Below are 19,523 nucleotides of genomic sequence, written 5' to 3'. Positions count from 1 at the left end.
GTAGAACCATGTCCCTTGGCAATCTCGACACCATCCACATGCAAGTGATGTGGAACCGCCTGATTTCCGTGGTGGAAGAACAGGCGATGGCGCTGATCCGCACGGCATTCAGCACCAGCGTACGCGAGGCGGGCGACCTCTCGGCGGGCATTTTCGACAAGCGCGGCCGCATGCTCGCGCAAGCCGTGACGGGCACGCCCGGCCACGTGAATACGATGGCGGAAGCCGTCGAGCATTTCATGAACGACATCGGCATCGACCGGATGTACGAAGGCGATGTCTACCTGACCAACGATCCGTGGAAAGGCACGGGTCATCTTCACGATTTCACGGTCGTGTCTCCGTCGTTTCATCACGGCGAACTGATCGGCTATTTCGCCAGCACCGCGCACGTGGTCGATATCGGCGGACGCGGCTTCGGTCCCGACTCGCGCGAGATCTATGAAGAAGGCCTGTTCGTGCCGATCATGAAACTGATCGAGCGCGGCGAAGTCAATCGCGATCTGATCAACATTCTGCGCAATAACGTGCGCGAGGCCGATAAGGTTGTCGGCGATCTGTATGCGCTCGCGTCGTGCAACGAGACGGGCCACAAGCGTCTGCTCGAAATGCTGAAGGAATTCGATCTGAAGGATGTCGAAGGCATCGGCGAATTCATTCTGACGCGCAGCCGTGAAGCGACGCTCGAACGCATCGCCGCGCTGCCGAAGGGCACGCAGACCAACGCGATGACACTCGATGGCTACGACAAGCCCGTTACGCTCAACGTGACGCTGACAGTCGATAACGATCATCTGCTTGCGGACTTTGCAGGGACGTCGCCCGCCAGTCCTTTCGGCATCAATGTGCCGCTGCTCTATGCAAAGGCTTACGCGTGCTATGGACTGAAGTGCATCATCGCGCCGGAAGTGCCGAATAACGCGGCATCGCTGGAGCCGTTCCGCGTGCAGGCGCCTGCTGGCTGCATTCTCAATGCGCAACGGCCTAGCCCTGTCGCCGTGCGTCACGTGCTGGGCCACTTCGTGCCGGATCTCGTGCTCGGCGCGTTGCACAAGATCCTGCCTGACCGCGTACCTGCCGAAGGCTCAGGCGCGTTGTGGAATCTTCATGTCAGCGCACGTCCCGTCGAAGAAGGTTCCGGCCTGAAAGGCAGCGAAATCCTGATGTTCAACAGCGGCGGCACAGGTGCGCGCGCGGAACTGGACGGCCTGTCCGCAACGGCGTTTCCGAGCGGCGTGCACGCGATGTCGGTCGAAGCTACCGAACAGGTTGGACCGATCGTCGTGTGGCGCAAGGAAATGCGCTCGGGTTCGGGCGGCGCAGGCAAGCTGCGCGGCGGCCTCGGGCAGATCGTCGAAATCGGGCCACGTGCCGGTTATCACTTCCGCTTCAACGCGATGTTCGATCGTATCGATCACCCTGCGCGTGGACAGTCGGGCGGTCATTCAGGCGCGCCAGGCCAGGTCACGCTGTCCGACGGCACGAAGATGAAGGGCAAAGGCACGCAGGCGGTCGGCGAGCATGAACGCGTGACGCTGTCGCTGCCTGGCGGCGGTGGCGTCGGATCGCCGGAACAGCGCGATCACGATGCGTTGCTACGCGACATCCGCAACGAGTACATCTCCGAAGCGCAATTGCGCGACGACTATGGCCTCACGCTCGATACGCTCAACGCATCGGCGAGCCACTAAGGAACTGACATGACCGACATCACCAAGCCTCCTTTCAAGAACATCCTGATCACGGGCGCTGCTGGCGCGCTCGGCTCTGTGCTGCGCGAATCGCTGCGCCCTTATGCCGAAACACTGACACTCAATGATCGCGAACCGCTCGGCGAAGCCCGCGCGAACGAACGTCTTTTCGTCAGCGACCTGGCCGACCGCGACGCCGTGTTCGAGATGATGAAAGGCGTCGACATGGTCATTCATCTGGGTGGCGCACCGCGTGAGAACACCTTCCAGGTGATCCTCGATTCGAACATCGTCGGCAGCTATCACATCTACGAAGCGGCGCGCCAGGAAGGCGTAAAGCGCGTGATCTACGCGAGTTCGGTGCACGCGATCGGCTTCTACGAATGCGTGCAGACCATCGACGCCAACGTGCCGCAGCGCCCCGACAGTCTGTACGGCGTGAGCAAGACGTTCGTCGAAAATCTCTCGCGCTACTACTTCGACAAGTTCGGCCTCGAATCGGTATGCGTGCGCATCGGCTCGTGTTTTCCGAAGCCGGTGGACCGGCGCATGCTTGCGACGTGGCTCTCCTACGATGACTTCTCGCATCTGTGCATTCAGGCCATCATGACGCCAAGCGTCGGTCACATGATCGTCTATGGCAACTCGAACAACAGCGCGAACTTCTGGGACAACACGCAAGCCGGTTATCTCGGCTACCACCCGCAGGATTCCGCCGACGCGTATCGCGCCGAGGTCTATGCGAACACGCCCATCGGCGACCCGCGACATCCGGCAGTGCGTTTTCAGGGTGGCCAGTTCGCCGCTGACGGCCATTTCGAAGACAAACCGAACGACAAGTAAGCGCCGCTAAACCGATCGACTTTCTGGAAGCATTGAGATGGCACAGCAAGCATCAAAGTCTCACTATGACGTGGTGATCGTAGGCGGCGCCGTGGTCGGCAGCGCGACCGCGTACTTTCTCGCGAACAATCCGGATTTCAACGGCTCGGTACTGGTGATCGAACGTGACTGGACTTATGCGAAGTCCGCGACTGCGCTATCGAGCGCGTCGATCCGTCATCAGTTCTCGAATCCGCTGAACATCAGGATCTCGCAGTTCGGCACGGAGTTCATTCGTAATTTCCATGAACGCGTGGCCGTCGATGGCGACGCTCCGGAACTCGGATTCAAGGAAAACGGCTATCTGTATCTCGGCGATGCGAAGAGCGCGCCGATGTTCGAACGTAATTACGCGACGCAGCGCGAATGCGGTGCCGACGTCGCCCTGCTCGACCAGAAGAAATTGCAGGCGCGCTTTCCGTGGCTAAAGACAGAAGATCTCGTGAACGGTGTGTACGGACAAAGCGGCGAAGGCTGGTTCGACAGTTATGGCCTGCTTCAGGGCATGCGTCGCAAGGCACGTTCGCTCGGCATTGAGTACATCGAAAACGAAGTCGTCGATGTACTGCACGAAGGTTCTGTCGTCACCGGCGTCAAACTGAAGAGCGGCGAATCCATCAGTTGTGGCCTGATGGTGAATGCTGCAGGCACACGTGGTCCGGCGATGGCACGTCTCGCGGGCCTCGACATTCCCGTCGAGCCGAGAAAGCGTTGTCTGTTCGTATTCGATTGCCGCACGCCGTTGCAAGGCACGGTTCCGCTCACTATCGACACGACAGGCATCTTCTTCCGCCCCGAAGGCCAGTACTACCTGACGGGCTGCTATCCCGAACCGGATCCGCTCGCTGACGTCGATGACTTCGACGTGATTCACTCGGAGTTCGACGAGATCATCTGGCCTGCGCTCGCTGAACGCATTCCCGCATTCGAAGCGATCAAGGTCGTCAATTCGTGGGCAGGTCACTACGACTTCTGCAAGCTGGATCACAACGCGATAGTCGGCCCGCATCCGCAAGTGAAGAACTTCCTGTTTGCCAATGGCTTTAGCGGACATGGTTTGCAGCAATCGCCTGCTATTGGCCGGGGCTTGAGCGAATGGATTACCTATGGCGCGTTCCGCTCGCTCGATCTCTCGCCGCTCGGCTATGAACGTGTCATCGAGAACAAGCCTTTCCTCGAAGAAGGCGTGATCTGAGCGCATCGTCACTATTTGCAGAGACTGACAATATGACTTCTCATCCGTATCGAAGCGCGCTGGTGACGGGCGCATCCAGTGGCATCGGGCGTGCTGTTGCACAGCGTCTCGTCAATGACGGGCTTCAGGTCTACGCACTCGGGCGCGATGCCAAAGCACTAGACTCACTCGCACGCGAATGCAACGTAACGCCGATCGCACTGGATCTGCATGACACGGCGCCGTTGCGCGATCTCTTTGAGCGCGTCGAGATCGACATCGTCGTGAATAACGCGGGGTTGCTGCCCGCTATTGCGCGATTCAACGAAAGCGAACTCGCGGATATCGACGGCATGATCGATATCAATCTGCGCGCGCCGCTGCGCCTCGCGCATATGGCGCTCGACGGCATGATCAAACGCAAGCGTGGTCATCTGTTTTTCATCGGCTCTAGCGCGGGACGCTTTCCGCATCCGAATACCGCTGTCTATGGCGCAACCAAAGCGGCCATCAGCATGTTCTGCGATTCGCTGCGTTGTGATCTGCTGGGCACCAAAGTCCGCGTCACGGAAATCGCACCAGGCCGCGTACAAACGAGTCTGTATCGCACGGCACTCGGCGCAGAAGGCGCGAACGAAAAGCTCTACGACGCCTATCGTTCGATCCAGCCCGAGAACATCGCCGAACTGATCGCCACAGCAATTGCACTGCCCGACGCCGTCGACGTGTCGCGCATGGAAGTGTTCCCGACCGACCAGGCCGCGGGCGGCTCGCAGATCGTATCGGTCAAGTAATTCACGCACCTTGAAACAGGACACATTCGAATCATGAAGAATCAACGAGTTGTTATCGTCGGCGGCGCTTCCGGTCTTGGTCTGTCCGTCGCAAAGCTGATGCTCGCCGAGGGTGCGGAAAGCATTGCGCTGATCGACAAGAACGGACCGCTGCTCGACGAAGCCGTGAGCGCGCTGAAATCGCAAGGTCATACCGTGTTCGGTGCAGTCGGCGATATCACGCGCAAAGGCAGCGCGCATGAAGTGTTTCGCAAGGCACTCGAATCGCTTGGCCGCGTAGACTGCCTGATCAATAGCGCGGCAATCTATCCGCGCCGCCCGATCCTCGACATCTCCGACGACGAATGGGATCTGGAGAACGCCGTCAACATCAAAGGCACCTATCACATGATGGTCGCAGCAATCGAACATATGCGCAGCCGTCCGAAGGTCGAGGCGCATGTGGCGGGCCGCATCGTGAATATCACATCAGTCGATGCGTTCAAGGCACATCCGCAGAATGCGCACTACGCCGCGACGAAAGCGGCTGTCGTGAGCCTGACGAAATCGTTCGCGCAGGAAGTGGCCAAAGACGGCATTCTTGTCAACTCCGTCGCGCCCGCAGGGTTCGCCACCGACAAGGCGAAGAAGGCAGGCTTCCTCGGTGAACTGGCCGCCGCGAATCCGCTGGGACGTGCAGCAGAACCCGAAGAAATCGCGCAGTGGGTCGTCATGATGGCAAGCGCGCGCAACAGCTATGCAACGGGCGAAAACGTGATCGTCAGCGGCGGCTATATCTACGCCTGATCTATCGCAATGTCTCGCCCCGTCTGGCACACGGGCGGCGGCGAGCCGACCACCGCTGTGGTAAAGTCATAATATGTCATACGGCGCAGGTCACACAAAAACATACTGCGCCGTCGCGGTATGTCTGCAGCCGTAAATTGCAGAGTTCTTTATCCGGTGTGGAGCACACGGAATGACTCTGGACGCTGAAACCCTCCTTAAATCGGCCGCGAGCTCGGGAAAACGCCGCAGCCTGACCGAACTCGTCATTCAGGCGCTGAACGATAAAATCGATCGTGGCGAATATGCGCCGGGCGCCAAATTGCCGACTGAGCCTGAACTCTGCACTGAATTCGGTGTGAGTCGTACTGTCGTGCGCGAAGCGGTTGCGTCGCTGAAACTCGGGCGCCGTCTGATCGCGCGTCACGGTGTCGGTGTATTCGTCGCCGATGCGGCCAGCCTCTCGCAAGAAAAAGATTTCATCGATTCGACCACGCTGAATAACTCGATGCACGTGCTCGAGTTGCGTATCGGTGTGGAAACGGAATGTGCGGCGTATGCAGCGCAGCGCCGCTCTGAAGCGCATTTGCGTGCGTTGAAAGAGGTTTATGCACGCATGGAAATCGTCGCGGTCGACAATGACGAGGAATGCGCACGCGCCGACTTTGAATTTCATCTCGCCGTCGCGACCTGTTCCGAGAACCCGCACTTCACGTCTATTCTGCGCACCTTGGGCCAGGAGATCATCATAGATCTGCGGCTAAAGCACGCGAAAGCGAATCCCAAGGAACGCAAGACGTACATTCGCCGCATTCAGCGCGAACACGCGGACATTCTCGATGCAATCGAACGCCAGGATGAAAGCGCCGCGCGCCGCGCAATGCGGCGCCATCTGAACGAAAGCCTCGAGCGGTATCACAATCTGACGAGCACGCGCACCGAGTAAGTTGCGCGTTATTCGTATCAGCGGCAAATTAATCGCGCGACAAAATGAATCGGGCGACGCGGAACCTGAAAGGCTCCAGCGTCGCCCGTTGATACATTCACACGGATATCAGTTCTTCAGCGGCTCGACCTTGTCGCCGACTGCAACCGCCTGTGGCACCCACTTGCCGCCCACGACCTTGTAGAAAGTCGCCGTCGGATCCTTCATGTCGCCATTCGGCATGAACGCGATGTTGCCGGAGATGCCTTCGAACGAAACCGACTTCACGAGCGGGCCATACACTTTCGGATCGGTCGAATTGGCTTTCTGCATTGCGTTGATCAGCACCCACGTCGCGTCGTACGCGGAAGGCGCATAGGCAACCACGCCTTCCTTGTACTTCGCCTTCATCTTCTCGTCGAACTCACGGCCCGTTTTCATCTTCGACAGCGGAATGCCGTAGTCCCACGACATCGCGCCTTCCGCGCTCTCGCCCGCCACCTTCAGGAACGTTTCGTTCTCGAAGCTGCCGCCGCCGAGCATCACGGCCTTGATGCCAAGCTGGCGCATCTGCTTCATCAGCAAACCCGCCTGCTGGTCGAGACCGCCCCAGAACACCACATCCGGATTGAACGACTTGATGCGTGTGAGTTGCGACTTGAAATCGACGGCCTTGTCCTGCGTGAACTCGCGATCGACGACCTTTCCTCCGGCCGCCTGCACGCCCTTCACGAATTCGTCGGCCATGCCCTGACCGAACGCGGTCCGGTCGTCGATCACGGCGATGCTCTTGCCCTTGAGCGCGTTGACAGCCGAATGACCCGCAAGCTGCCCCATCTGCGCGTCGGAGTTGACCACGCGGAACACGTTGCCAAAGCCCTGCGACGTCAGCGTCGGGTTGGTCGCCGTCGGCGAAACCATCGGAATGCCGGCGCCGTTGTAGATGCGCGAAGCCGGAATACTGGTGCCCGAATTGAAGTGTCCGACGATACCCACGACCTTCGAATCGACCATCTTCTGTGCGACCTGCGAACCCATGCGCGGGTCGCCCTGATCGTCTTCGGCGTCGAGCACGAAATGCACCGGCTGCCCGCCGATCACGAGCTTCTTCGCGTTGGCGTCATCGAGCGCGAGTTCGACGCCGCGCTTCAGATCGACGCCGTAGTGCGCTGATCCGCCCGTCAGCGGCGCTGCGAAGCCAATCGTGACGTCGTCCGCGAACGCGGCGGGACTGGACGCGAGCGCGCCGGCAGCCAACGACATAGCCAACGCGAAGCGGGTGAATGAAAGCGCGGTTTTCATGTGTTTCCTCAGCGGTTTGCGAATGGATGGACTGCGGCAGTCCGGCGCCAATTCGCGCGCGGCTGCGGTTACGGCGGGCCAAACCGGACAACCCGCGTAGACCGCGAGCGTGATTTCCGGGAGCGCCACGGACACAAGGTATTAGGTAAGACGTCATATGTCAACGCATCAAAAAACCGGATTGATCCAGGGTTTTCGAGGGTGCGTCGGGAATCGCCGACTGGCCGTGGGCGGGCTGGTGACGGGCATGCGTTCGTTGACGAACGCTCGCCGGGTGATGCTCTGGGCGCAGAAAATATGAAGGTGTGACGCGTTTTGTTGACAATAAACACAACCTGCCGCAATGTTCCTGGAGACGATGTACGACCGTTCACATTCCGGGATCGATCTCCATGAACGACAACAACAATCTGCCACTCGCTTTCGAGCTCCTTCGGCGTCAATCGCTTGCGATGCTCGTGCAGGAAAGTCTTCATCGCAGCATTCTTTCCGGCGAGTTCGCGCCCGGCGAAAAACTCAACGAAGTCGAAATCGCCACGCGCCTGAACGTGTCGCGCGGCCCTGTGCGCGAAGCGTTCCGCGCACTCGAAGCGTCAGGGCTATTGAAGACGGAAAAGAATCGCGGCGTGATCGTGCGTGTCGTTTCGCTGCGCGAAGCGGAAGAGATTTACGAAGTGCGCGCGATGCTCGACGAATCCGTCGCGCGCAAGCTCGCGAATCACATGCCGCCCGACACGCTCGCCAGACTGAAGAACATCATCGCGGAGATGAAAGCCGCGAAGAAAACACGCGATCTCGCGCGCTATACCGAACTCAACGTGCAGTTGCACGGCGCGATGGTCGAAGGCGTCGGCAATCAGCATCTGCTTGCGACGTATCGTCAGCTCGTGTTGCAACTCGGGTTACTGCGGCAGGCAGCGATCGAAACGGATCAGAGCGCGTTGAGCGAATCCGTCGCCGAACACGAGAAGATCGTCAATGCGCTCGCCAGCGGCGATGAAGAGCGCGCCGTTGCGCTCGTGCGCGAGCATGTCGCGCACGGCATGGCGAGAATGCGGTGCGCGCATGAACGCTGGATCGAGGCTACGCCTTCGAACGGTACATCGGCAGCAGAGGCGTAAAACCTACGCCTTGTCCGATTTACCCGCCGCGCTTGCGAAGCGGCTCAACCATCTGTCGACAAGCCACGGCTGCCTGTCTTCGTCCTCGGCGCGCTCCTTGCGGCGGATCGCGTTGCGCACGGTAATCGAGCCGACGTAGCGAATCGGCTCAGGTGGAAAGTGACCCAGCGGTCCGCGCGTCAACGGGCTGCGCGTCCATGCGTTGTCGAGTCCCAGCACCAGCGACGACAGGATCTGCCCGCCCATATACGTCGGCCCCACACCGTTGCCTGAATAGCCGAATCCGTAGAACACATTCGGTGCGTCGTCGAGTCTGCCGAAGAACGGGAAGCCCGTTACCGACCGATCCGATGGACCGTTCCAGCTCGCAGTCACAGGCACATCGCGCAACGCGGGGAAAAAGGCATGCAGGCCGCGCGTCAACTCGGCTTCATATGGTGAGCGCTGATCGAATACGGGGGCAATCCGGCCGCGCCATGCAAACGTATTGCCGCCCTTGCCGAGCATCAATCGTCCGTCGGGCGTGCTGCGGTAGTAGTACACGAAGATGCGTGAATCGAGTACCGAGACGCCGTCCTTAAGGCCGCTGCGTGCCAGCAGTTCAGGGCATTTCTCCGTGACGATCATGTCGCTCGAAACGATGGCAAGCGTGCGTTCGAACTGCCGGAAACGGCTCGCCATCCACGCGTTGATCGCGAGCACGAGTTTTCCGGCCGTTACGCTTCCCGCTGGCGTACGTAGGGTTACGCTCTCGCCGTTTGTGAAATCAAGCATCGGCGTGCGCTCGTAGATGCGTATGCCCATTTCGAGTGCGACGCGCCGCAAACCGCGCACGAGTTTGCCAGGATGCACCGTCGCTGCGGTCGGCGAGAACACGCCCCCCAGATTGCGCGTGGACCCGGAACGACGCGCAACTTCATCAGGCGCAATCTCATGATACGAATGGATGCCGTGATCGCGCAGTGCGGCGATAACGGGATCGAGCGCACCGATCTGCGCACGCGATGTCGCCGTGTAGAGCGTGCCGTCCATGCGCAGTTCGGCGTCGATACGATGTGCCGCGCAGAAATCGCGGATACGATGCACGGCGTCTTCCGACGCCCTCACCAGCCGCAGCGCTTCCGCTTCACCAAACAGCCGCCGCAACGTGAAGAACTTCGTCGACCACGTCAGCATGCAGCCGCCGTTGCGGCCACTCGCGCCCGCGCCGCACAGATCGCTTTCGATAATCACGATATCGGCGTCGGGTTTCAGCAGCTTCGTTTGAATGGCTGTCCACAATCCCGTAAAGCCGCCGCCGACGATACACACGTCGGCAGTCGTCGCGCCTTGCAAGGCCGGTGACAGTTCGCCATCGGAGAAAAGCGCCTGTTCGATCCAGAAGGGTCGCATGTTTGCTCGCAAGTTGGTTGTATGTGTCAAACACCGTGATGTCGAAGACTTCGTGCGCATGCACCCCGCGCGAAGTCTTCGAACGAGCGTTGCCGTTCAGGCAAGCGCTTTCGACGACACCTGCGCAATGCCCATCGCCTTCAACGTATCGGCGATTGCCGCCACGGCGCCGGGAATACCCGCTTCACCAAAGTGCCCGATACACCCGACGCGGAACGTTTCGATCTGCGTCAGCTTGCCCGGATACAGGATGTAGCCGCGCTTCTTCACTTCCTGATAGAAGGTCTTGAAGTCGTAGGCTGGATCATCCGGAGCATGAAACGTGACGATGATCGGCGCCTGAATCGACGGATCGAGGAACGGCCTGAATCCCAGTTCCGCCATCCCGTCGATCAGCGCGCGGCAGTTGCGCGCATAGCGTCCACCGCGCGCTTCGAGACCGCCCTCGTCGATGTACTGCGCAATGGCCTGATCGAGCGCCGCGACGACGTGCGTGGGCGGCGTGAAGCGCCATTGTGTCGTGCGGTTCATGTACGTCCACTGGTCGTAAAGATCCATCGCGAGCGAATGGCTGTTGCCCTCGCAGCGCTCCAGCGTGCTGCGGCGGACGATCACGAATCCCATCCCGGGCACACCTTCCAGACACTTGCCCGACGCGGCAACGACGGCATCGAACGGCGTCTGACGTGCATCGATATCGATTGCGCCGAACGAACTCATTGCATCGACGATCAGGCTGCGCCCATGTTTTGCCACCACCATCGCGATCTCGTGCAGCGGATTGAGCACGCCCGCGCCCGTTTCGCAATGCACCAGCGCGACATGCGTGATGCTCGGGTCGGCGGCCAGCAGGCGGTCGATATCGGCGGGTTTGACCTGCGTATCTTCCGGATAGTCGATGGTCTGATGACGACGCCCGAGCGCGCGGCAAATCTTCGCGATGCGCTGGCAATACGCGCCATTGTTCGGCACCAGCACATGACCGTCGCGCGGCACGATGGTGCCGATGGCTGCTTCGACCGAAAACGTGCCGCTGCCCTGCAAGGGCACGCACTCGTGCGTGTCCTCGCCATGCACGATGCGCAGCGTCTCGCGGCGAACGCGCGCGGTGATCTGGTTGAAGTCGCCATCCCACGATCCCCAGTCGCGCAGCATGGCTTCGCGCGTGCGGTCGGACGTAGTGAGCGGACCGGGAGTGAGCAAAATCGGTTGACGGGGCAGATTCACGGCATCTCCTTGATGGACATGATGAAAGTTCGGTTCAGCCACGGCGCGACGTGCGCCATGCCTGGGTTCGGCGCAACACACCGTGCGATACGCCGGCAAACAGCAGACACGCAAACGCAGCCGTCACGAGCACGAGCGTCGCCATCGCGGCGGCTGGCCCGATCTGACCGGCATCGTCGAGGTTCAGGATCGCCACCGAAGCTGGCTGCGTATCAGGCGAATAAAGGAACGCAACCGCGGACACCGTCGTCATGCCGTTGACGAACAGATAGCGCGCGATCTGCAGGATCGACGGCAGACAGACGGGCACCGTGACGCGCCAGAAGGTCTTGTAGAAAGGCACTTTCAGCGAAGCGGACACCGCTTCGAATTCGTTGTCGATCTGACGCAGCGCGGTGACAGCCGTCAGATGACTCGACGAGTAGTAATGAACCACCGTCACGATGGCGAGCAACGCGAGCGTGCCGTACAGACCGTTTAAAGGATTAGCAGGCGAATTGAACAGAAAGATGTAGCTGATGCCGAGCACGAGCCCCGGCACGCCCATCGGCAGGATCGCGCAGAGATTGATGAAGCCGCGCAGCCAGCGCGGACCGCGCGTCTTCTCGACGAGATACGCACCGCCGAACACAATCGCCGTGCCGCCGATCGCCACACAGGTCGCCATCCGCAGACTGTTCTTGTACGCATCGAAAATGCCGGCTGCGATCAGGCCCATCTTGTAGTGCTGCAAACCGAGGCTCATCTGATACGGCCAGAACTTCACGAACGACGCGAACACCGAAATGCCGACCACGGCGATCATCAGCAGACAGACGACACCGCAATAAGCGAGCATCGCCATGTCGAAGCCGCGCGACGGCTTCGGCTGGAACGGCGTCGAACGTGCGCCGAGTTGCGATTGCTGTTTGCGGCGAATCAGGAAATCGACAGCGAACGCGACGAGCGCGGGACACAGCAGAAGCAGACTGACGACGGCACTGCGATTGAAATCCTGCAAGCCGATGATGAGCTTGTAGATATCCGTCGACAGCACTGTGTACGGTCCGCCGATCACAACCGGCACGCCAAAGTCGTTGATGCAGATCGTGAACGACACCATCGTCGCACTGATGAGTCCGTACTTCGCGCCCGGCAGCGTGATGGTCAAGAACTTGCGCAGACTGCCAGTGCCCATTGCATCGGCGGCTTCGTACAGGCGGCCATCGGAAAGCGACAGCGCCGTGACGAGAATCATCAGCACATGCGGAAACGCCGCGTAGACGAGACTGCAGACAATACCCGGGAAACCGTAGATCGAATGTCCGTGCAACAGCGGCTTGAGCAGCCCCGAATTGCCGAACCAGTAGATGAACGACACTGCAGACAACAACGTAGGCGCGAGCAAGGGCAGCAACGCGACTGTGCGGACGGCGTTCTTCATCGGCATGCACGAACGCGTCAACGCATAGGCAAACGTGAACGCCATCGGAATGACGATCGCCGTCACCGTGCACGCAACCGTCACCGAATGCAGCGTCGACGTCCAGACAGCCGAATTGCCCAGATAACCGCTGAAATTCGCGAGCCCGATAAAGCGGCCGTCCGCATCGACAAAGCATTTACCGATCACGAGCGCGAGCGGAACCAGCAGAAACATGGCCAGCAACGCGGACATCAGCAACAGCGCAAGCTGCGCGATCCTGTCGTGCCAATGCGTGATTTGCCGCACTTCGGCGTGCGCTTCTTCGCCGCTGCGACGTTCGATCAGGACGGCGCTCATTGCAGACGCTCCTTCGCGGCCGTGAACACGCAGACGTTTTCGCGTTGAATGGCAAGATCGAAACGCGCGCCTGTTTGCACGCCTGCGCGATGCATTTCATGGAACGACAGATCGGCGACGATCTCCTGTCCCGCGAGTCCGTCGACCTTGAAGCTGACGCGGCAGAATGCGCCGAGAAACTCCAGCTTTTCCACCGACGCGGCCAGCACGTTGTCAGGCGCGCTGCCAGGCACACTGATATGAATATCTTCCGGTCGCACGAACGCCGAGACCTTCGATCCCGCCGCCGGCTGCGCGCTCCCGCAGCCGTATTGAAGCCCGATTTCGCCCGCCTTCAGCGTGCCGTCGCGCATCACTTCGGCCGGAATCATGTTGACCTTGCCGATGAAATCCGCGACGAACGGCGAGGCAGGCTCGCGATAAATCTCGTGCGGCGTGCCGATCTGTTCGATCACACCATGATTCATCACGACGATACGGTCAGCCATTGACAGCGCTTCTTCCTGATCGTGCGTGACCATGATCGTCGTGACGCCGAGGCGCTGCTGCAACTGCCGGATCTCCTGGCGCAGCCGTACGCGCACACGCGCATCGAGCGCCGACAGCGGCTCGTCGAGCAACAGCAATCCGGGCGACGTCGCGAGCGCGCGAGCCAGCGCAATGCGCTGCTGCTGACCGCCCGACAACTGGTTCGGATGCTTGCGATGCGAGTCGGGCAAGCCGACCAGCGCAAGCAGTTCATGCACGCGCTCTGCAATCGCCTTGCGCTTCATCTTGCGATTCACGAGGCCATACGCGACGTTGTCGAATATCGTCAGATTCGGAAACAGCGCGTACGACTGGAACACGATGCCGTAGTCGCGCAATTGCGGCGGCAGGCGCGAGATATCGCGGCCGTCCTGCGTGATGCGTCCGGCGCTCTGCGTTTCGAGACCGGCGATGATGCGCAGCAAGGTCGTCTTGCCGCAGCCCGACGGTCCGAGGAAACACAGCATCTCGCCCTTCTTCACGCCGAGATGAATATCCTGCAGCACGGTCGTGTCGTTGAACCGCTTGGAAACCTGCTCCACGCTCAAATACGTTGTCATCTGATCCTCCGGCTTCGCCTTTCTCCTGCAACCCGGCAGCACGCGCGACATGCACGACGCGCCGCCCGCCCCGACCGAAGCGCGCAACAGGCATGACATGCGCGCGCTTCACACGAGACCCGTCGCTACTTCTGTTCCTTGCTGCCGTAGCGCTTTTGCCAGTCGTCGAGAATCGACTGGCGGTTCTTCGCGGACCAGACGAAATCGTTTTTCACGAGCAACTGGGAATAGTTGTCGGGAATGCCGGAGAGCTTCTTCGCGACACCCGGATACGCGACGATCGCCCACCATTGCGCGGTGATTTCGTTCGCTTGCCGGCTCGCCATGAAGTCGGCGAGCTTCTTCGCTTCGTCGGGATGTTTGGTGGTCTTCATGACGCCCGTGGCTTCCATGTCCCAACCGAGTCCTTCTTTCGGGAAGATCAGGTCGATGGGCGCGCCTTGCGCCTGCAGTTCATGGCCGCGGAACTCGAATGAAATGCCAATCGGGAATTCGCCCGTGCCCGCCAGCGTGCAAGGCTTCGAACCGGAGTGCACGTATTGCGCGACGTTCTTGTCGAGCGCGTCCATGTACTGCCAGCCCTTCTCGTCACCGAAGGTTTGCAGCCACGACGTCACATCGAGATAGCCGGTACCCGACGACACCGGACTCGGCATCACGATCATCCCTTTGTAGATGGGCTTGGCGAGGTCTTCCCACGAAGTCGGCTTCGGCAGATGACGCTTTTCCGCTTCGACGCGGTTGTAGCAGATGGTCGCGCCCCACACGTCCATGCCGACCCAGTGCGGCGGATTGTTGGTGTCGCTGTATTTGCGCGTCAGGGCGTCGAAGCCTTTCGGCTGATACGGCATCAGCATGCCCTGCAGATCGAGCAGCGTGAGGCTCGATGCGGCCAGTCCAAGCACGACGTCGGCGCGCGGATTGCTCTTTTCGGCGAGCAGCTTCGCCGTGACCGCGCCCGTCGAATCGCGCACCCAACGGATCTCGATGTCGGGGTTCGCCTTCTCGAATGCGTCCTTGTACGGCTTCATCGCCTCGTCTTCGAGCGCCGTGTAGACGAGCAACTGCGTTTTTGCGTGCGCCACCTGCGCGACACCGAACGCCATCGACGCCGCCATCACACAGCGCGCCGCCACTTTCAGAAACGCCTTACAACCGTTGAATCCCGCTCCTTCCTTCATTTTCCAGACCCCTTGATGAGTGGCGTCGCGGCCAGCGACGAAAACGGCCAGCGCTGCACATGCGGCTTCGACTACTGCGCTCCCCGGAGGACTTCTTTGTTGTTGTCTGTTGTTGACAATCTACAAAGCGTCAATTTTAATGTCAAGTATTGCCGCACAATGCCACACAACGCCACACGTCATTTACAGGATTACCCTGGTCAAAGGAGAAGCGAATGAGCACATCCCCTGCATCCGTCGAAGTGAACGGCCGCCGCTACAACTGGATGCGCAGGCCCGTCGTCGTGGTCTGCGTGGACGGCTGCGCGTACGAATATCTGGAGATGGCGGCCGCCGCGGGCGTCGCGCCGTTCATCGGCAAGCTGCTGAAGCCGGGCACCGCGCTCAAGGGCGACTGCGTGGTGCCGAGCTTCACGAACCCGAACAACCTGTCGATCGTGACGGGCGTGCCGCCCGCCGTGCACGGCATCAGCGGCAACTACTTTTTCGATCGCGAGAGCGGCACCGAGGTGCTGATGAACGATCCGAAGTACCTCGTCGCGCCGACCGTGCTCGCGCGGTTCGCCGAAGCGGGCGCGAAGGTCGCCGTGGTCACCGCGAAGGACAAATTGCGGCGCCTGCTCGGCAAAGGGCTGAAGGGCATCTGCTTTTCATCGGAGAAGGCGGATGAGGCGTCGCTCGAAGAAAACGGCATCGACCATGTGGTCGAACTGGTCGGCAAGCCGGTGCCGGGCGTCTATAGCGCGGACCTGTCGGAGTTCGTCTTCGCGGCGGGCGTGCGCCTGCTGGAGACGCGCGAGATCGATCTGATGTACCTGTCGACCACCGACTACGTGCAGCACAAATGCGCGCCCGGCACGCCCGGTGCGAACGCGTTCTATCAGATGATGGACGGCTATCTGCAACGTCTCGACGAACTCGGCGCCGTCGTCGCGCTCACGGCCGACCACGGCATGAACGCCAAACACAACGAAGACGGCGAGCCGAACGTGATCTATCTGCAGGAGCGCTTCGACGAATGGCTCGGCGAGAGCGCGGCGCGCGTGATCCTGCCTATCACCGATCCGTACGTCGTGCATCACGGCGCGCTCGGTTCGTTCGCGACCGTGTATCTGCCGGAGTCTGCGGATGTCGAAGCCTTGCGCAGCAAGCTCGCGGCCGAACCCGGCATTGAACTCGTGCTGAACAGCGAAGACGGTTGCGAGCGCTTCGAACTGCCGCCCGCGCGGATGGGCGACCTGATCGTGATCTCGAAGCGCGACGTCGTGCTCGGCACGCAGCGCATCCGGCACGACCTGTCGGGGCTCGACGCGCCGCTGCGCTCGCACGGCGGTCTCGCCGAACAGAGCGTGCCGCTGATCTTCAGCCAGCCCGTCGCGAAGTCCGCCGCGCAACGCGCGCGGCTGCGCAACTTCGACGTCATCGATATCGCACTCAACCATCTCCAGTGATCAGGACATGCTCATGAACGCCATTGCAGACACGACGAAAGCCCACGCGCAGGTTCGCCACGAAGCGTTGCGTATCGACGGCGAAAAGATCTGGCGCGATGAAGTCATCGAAGTGCGCAGCCCCTATGACGGCGCGCTGGTCGGCACGGTGCCGAAGGCGACGCTCGACGATGTGCGCCGCGCGTTCGCCGTTGCGCGCGCCTATCGCCCCACGCTCACGCGTTACGAACGTGCCGCGATTCTGCGCCGCGCAGCGGATGCAGTGCGCGCACGCACAGCGGAAATTGCCGCGCTGATCACAGCGGAAGCCGGCCTGTGCATCAAGGATTCGACCTACGAAGCAGGACGTGTTGCCGATGTGCTCGTGTTCGGCGCAGGCGAAGTGCTGAAGGACGACGGCCAGATCTTCTCGTGCGATCTCACGCCGCATGGCAAGAAGCGGCGCGTCTACACGCAGCGCGATCCGCTGCTCGGCGTGATTTCGGCCATCACGCCGTTCAATCACCCGATGAACCAGGTCGCGCACAAGATCGTGCCGTCGATTGCAACCAACAACCGCATCGTCGTGAAGCCGTCCGAGAAGGTGCCGCTGTCGTGCTATCTGCTCGCCGACATCCTGTACGAAGCAGGCCTGCCCGTGCAGATGCTGCAGGTCGTGACGGGCGACCCGGCCGTGATCGCCGACGAACTGATCACCAATCGCGCGATCGATCTGATCACCTTCACGGGCGGCGTGTCGATCGGTAAATCGATTGCGTCGCGCATGGGTTATCGGCGCGCGGTGCTGGAGCTGGGCGGCAACGATCCCATCATCGTGATGGAAGACGCGGATCTCGATGAAGCCAGCACGCTCGCCGTATCGGGCTCGTACAAGAACTCGGGGCAACGCTGCACGGCCATCAAGCGAATGCTGGTGCATGAAGCCGTCGCCGACCGCTTCACCGATCTCGTGGTCGACAAAACGCGCGCGTGGAAATACGGCAATCCCGCCGATGCATCCGTCGACATGGGCACCGTGATCGACGAAGCCGCCGCGCGTTTCTGCGAGCGTCAGGTGGACGACGCGCTCGTTCGCGGCGCGCGTCTGCTGGCCGGCAACCAGCGCGATGGCGCGCTCTACTCGCCAACCGTCGTCGATCGCGTGAGTCCGGATATGCCGCTCGTCAAGCATGAAACCTTCGGCCCCGTGTCGCCGATCATGCGCTTCAGCAATATCGACGAAGCGATCCACATGTCGAACAGCACCGACTATGCGCTGTCCTCTTCCATCTGCACGAACCGCTTCGACTACATCACGCGCTTCGTTTCGGAACTGGAAGTGGGCAGCGTCAATGTGCGCGAGGTGCCGGGTTATCGCCTCGAACTCACTCCGTTCGGCGGCGTCAAGGATTCCGGCCTAGGCTATAAGGAAGGCGTGCAGGAGGCGATGAAGAGCTTCACCAATACCAAGACCTATTCGCTGCCATGGTGAACGTCTGACGAATAGAGCGAACGAGACAGCCTGAATGCAGGCATGCAGTCCCATACAGGAGGCAATATGCACATCGGCGTTCCGAAGGAGATCAAGAATCACGAGTATCGCGTCGGTCTCACACCCTCTTCAGTGCGTGAGATCGTCGCGAACGGACACACCGTGAGCGTAGAGACAGGTGCGGGTGCGGGTATCGGTGCATCGGATGACGCGTATCGCGCGGCGGGCGCGCAAGTCGCGGCCAACGCCGCAGCGATATTTTCCAGCGCCGACATGATCGTCAAGGTGAAAGAGCCGCAGGCACGCGAGCGCGCAATGCTGCGCGACGGGCAGATTCTCTTCACGTACCTGCACCTTGCGCCGGATCCGGAACAATGCGCGGACCTCGTGAAGAGCAACGCGGTGTGTATCGCCTACGAGACGGTCACGCAGGCGAGCGGAGGATTACCCTTGCTCGCGCCGATGTCGGAAGTGGCGGGCCGCATGTCCATTCAGGCGGGCGCTTTCTGCCTGGAACGCGCGCATGGCGGCAAAGGCATTTTGCTCGGCGGCGTCGCAGGTGTGCCTTCCGGGAAGATCGTGATTCTCGGCGCAGGCGTGGTCGGCAGCAATGCCGCGCAGATGGCTGTCGGCACGGGTGCACAGGTGGTGGTGATCGACCGCAATGTCGAGGCGCTGCGGCGCATGGACCGTCTGCTGGGCGCGCGCGTGATCACCGTGTATTCGAACCGGGACAATATCGAACAGCATGTGCTCGATGCCGATCTGGTGATCGGCGGCGTGCTGGTGCCGGGTGCGGCCGCGCCCAAGCTCATCACGCGCAAGATGGTCGAGCAGATGCGCCCAGGCTCCGTGATCGTCGATGTCGCGATCGACCAGGGAGGATGCTGCGAGACAGCAAAGCCCACTACGCACGCGGAACCGACCTACAAGGTCGGCGAAGTCGTCCACTATTGTGTCGCCAACATGCCGGGCGGTGTGCCCAATACTTCGACTTATGCGCTGAACAACGCCACCCTGCCCTTCGTGCTGGACATCGCGAATAATGGCTGGCGCAAGGCGCTCGGCGAAAACGTGCATCTGCTTCATGGCCTCAACGTCGCGTTCGGCAAGGTGACGTGTCCGGAAGTGGCGGCGTCGCTGGGTTATGTTTGCGAGGATGCGGCGTCGCTTGTCGCGTGACGATGTTTGCTATAACGCGGTTCGCGGTTGCCGGTGGTGACCGCGAACCGTTGCGACGCTGCCTGCGATGCCCGCTTGCGGCCTTGCACAGACGGGCAAGAGCGCCTATCAATGT

At 60.9% G+C, this 19,523-nt stretch carries 16 protein-coding genes; 10 read left to right on the top strand and 6 right to left on the bottom strand.

The features are described 5' to 3' along the window. The first annotated feature begins 8 nt into the window (after positions 1-8). From G3O01_RS13740 to G3O01_RS13715, 6 genes are all read left to right on the top strand, one after another. Positions 9-1,691 carry a hydantoinase B/oxoprolinase family protein gene (locus G3O01_RS13740; protein WP_205805508.1) on the top strand — a complete coding sequence of 561 codons (1,683 nt, stop codon included), beginning with the start codon at positions 9-11 and terminating at the stop codon, positions 1,689-1,691. Positions 1,692-1,700: 9 nt separating this feature from the next. Next, positions 1,701-2,534, top strand: a complete 834-nt coding sequence (locus G3O01_RS13735) for an NAD(P)-dependent oxidoreductase (RefSeq protein WP_205805504.1) — start codon at positions 1,701-1,703, stop codon at positions 2,532-2,534. Positions 2,535-2,571: 37 nt separating this feature from the next. Next, a complete protein-coding gene (locus tag G3O01_RS13730; protein ID WP_205805502.1) occupies positions 2,572-3,768 on the top strand; it encodes an FAD-dependent oxidoreductase in 1,197 nt (398 codons plus the stop codon). Between the two features lie 32 nt (positions 3,769-3,800). Further along, entirely contained in the window at positions 3,801-4,541 is a 741-nt protein-coding gene (locus tag G3O01_RS13725) for an SDR family oxidoreductase (protein ID WP_205805495.1), read from the top strand. Between the two features lie 33 nt (positions 4,542-4,574). Continuing rightward, the gene (locus tag G3O01_RS13720; RefSeq protein ID WP_205805494.1) at positions 4,575-5,327 is read left to right on the top strand and encodes an SDR family oxidoreductase; all 753 of its coding nucleotides are present in this window, start codon (positions 4,575-4,577) and stop codon (positions 5,325-5,327) included. A gap of 172 nt (positions 5,328-5,499) precedes the next feature. Next, on the top strand, positions 5,500-6,252 hold the full coding sequence (locus G3O01_RS13715) for a FadR/GntR family transcriptional regulator (RefSeq protein WP_205805490.1): 753 nt from the start codon (positions 5,500-5,502) through the stop codon (positions 6,250-6,252). 108 nt (positions 6,253-6,360) lie between these two features. Here the strand turns inward: G3O01_RS13715 and G3O01_RS13710 are convergent, their stop codons facing one another. Then, positions 6,361-7,533: a branched-chain amino acid ABC transporter substrate-binding protein gene (locus tag G3O01_RS13710; RefSeq protein ID WP_205805488.1), complete on the bottom strand. Its 1,173-nt coding sequence runs from the start codon at positions 7,531-7,533 to the stop codon at positions 6,361-6,363. Between the two features lie 392 nt (positions 7,534-7,925). On the opposite strand from G3O01_RS13710, the gene G3O01_RS13705 reads away from it, so the two are divergent. Then, positions 7,926-8,654 carry a phosphonate utilization associated transcriptional regulator gene (locus G3O01_RS13705; protein ID WP_205805487.1) on the top strand — a complete coding sequence of 243 codons (729 nt, stop codon included), beginning with the start codon at positions 7,926-7,928 and terminating at the stop codon, positions 8,652-8,654. Positions 8,655-8,657: 3 nt separating this feature from the next. Here G3O01_RS13705 and G3O01_RS13700 read toward each other — a convergent pair whose 3' ends face one another. The 5 genes from G3O01_RS13700 to G3O01_RS13680 all read right to left on the bottom strand — a co-directional run bounded on the left by G3O01_RS13700 (position 8,658) and on the right by G3O01_RS13680 (position 15,304). Next, complete coding sequence (locus G3O01_RS13700) at positions 8,658-10,046, bottom strand: FAD-dependent oxidoreductase (RefSeq protein ID WP_205805484.1); 1,389 nt, start codon at positions 10,044-10,046, stop codon at positions 8,658-8,660. Between the two features lie 96 nt (positions 10,047-10,142). Beyond that, positions 10,143-11,273, bottom strand: a complete 1,131-nt coding sequence (locus G3O01_RS13695) for a 2-aminoethylphosphonate--pyruvate transaminase (RefSeq protein WP_205805482.1) — start codon at positions 11,271-11,273, stop codon at positions 10,143-10,145. Between the two features lie 34 nt (positions 11,274-11,307). Continuing rightward, entirely contained in the window at positions 11,308-13,035 is a 1,728-nt protein-coding gene (locus G3O01_RS13690; RefSeq protein ID WP_205805480.1) for a putative 2-aminoethylphosphonate ABC transporter permease subunit, read from the bottom strand. After that, entirely contained in the window at positions 13,032-14,123 is a 1,092-nt protein-coding gene (locus G3O01_RS13685) for a putative 2-aminoethylphosphonate ABC transporter ATP-binding protein (RefSeq protein WP_205805479.1), read from the bottom strand. Before G3O01_RS13685 ends, G3O01_RS13690 begins: the two co-directional genes overlap by 4 nt. Before the next feature lie 125 nt (positions 14,124-14,248). After that, positions 14,249-15,304: a putative 2-aminoethylphosphonate ABC transporter substrate-binding protein gene (locus G3O01_RS13680; RefSeq protein ID WP_205805478.1), complete on the bottom strand. Its 1,056-nt coding sequence runs from the start codon at positions 15,302-15,304 to the stop codon at positions 14,249-14,251. Between the two features lie 215 nt (positions 15,305-15,519). Between G3O01_RS13680 and phnA the strand changes: the two genes are divergently transcribed. From phnA to ald, 3 genes are all read left to right on the top strand, one after another. Then, a complete protein-coding gene (gene phnA / locus G3O01_RS13675) occupies positions 15,520-16,755 on the top strand; it encodes a phosphonoacetate hydrolase (protein ID WP_205805477.1) in 1,236 nt (411 codons plus the stop codon). Between the two features lie 13 nt (positions 16,756-16,768). Beyond that, the gene (gene phnY / locus G3O01_RS13670) at positions 16,769-18,226 is read left to right on the top strand and encodes a phosphonoacetaldehyde dehydrogenase (RefSeq protein ID WP_205805475.1); all 1,458 of its coding nucleotides are present in this window, start codon (positions 16,769-16,771) and stop codon (positions 18,224-18,226) included. Positions 18,227-18,292: 66 nt separating this feature from the next. Continuing rightward, positions 18,293-19,408 (top strand): alanine dehydrogenase, encoded by a 1,116-nt coding sequence (ald, locus tag G3O01_RS13665; protein WP_205805467.1) that lies wholly within the window; start codon positions 18,293-18,295, stop codon positions 19,406-19,408. The last annotated feature ends 115 nt before the right edge of the window (positions 19,409-19,523 follow it).

The sequence above is a fragment of the Burkholderia sp. Ac-20365 genome, assembly GCF_017104715.1.
Lineage (GTDB): Bacteria > Pseudomonadota > Gammaproteobacteria > Burkholderiales > Burkholderiaceae > Paraburkholderia.
Note: the sequence above shows the minus strand (reverse complement) of the source record. Positions and strands in the feature narration are given on the sequence as shown.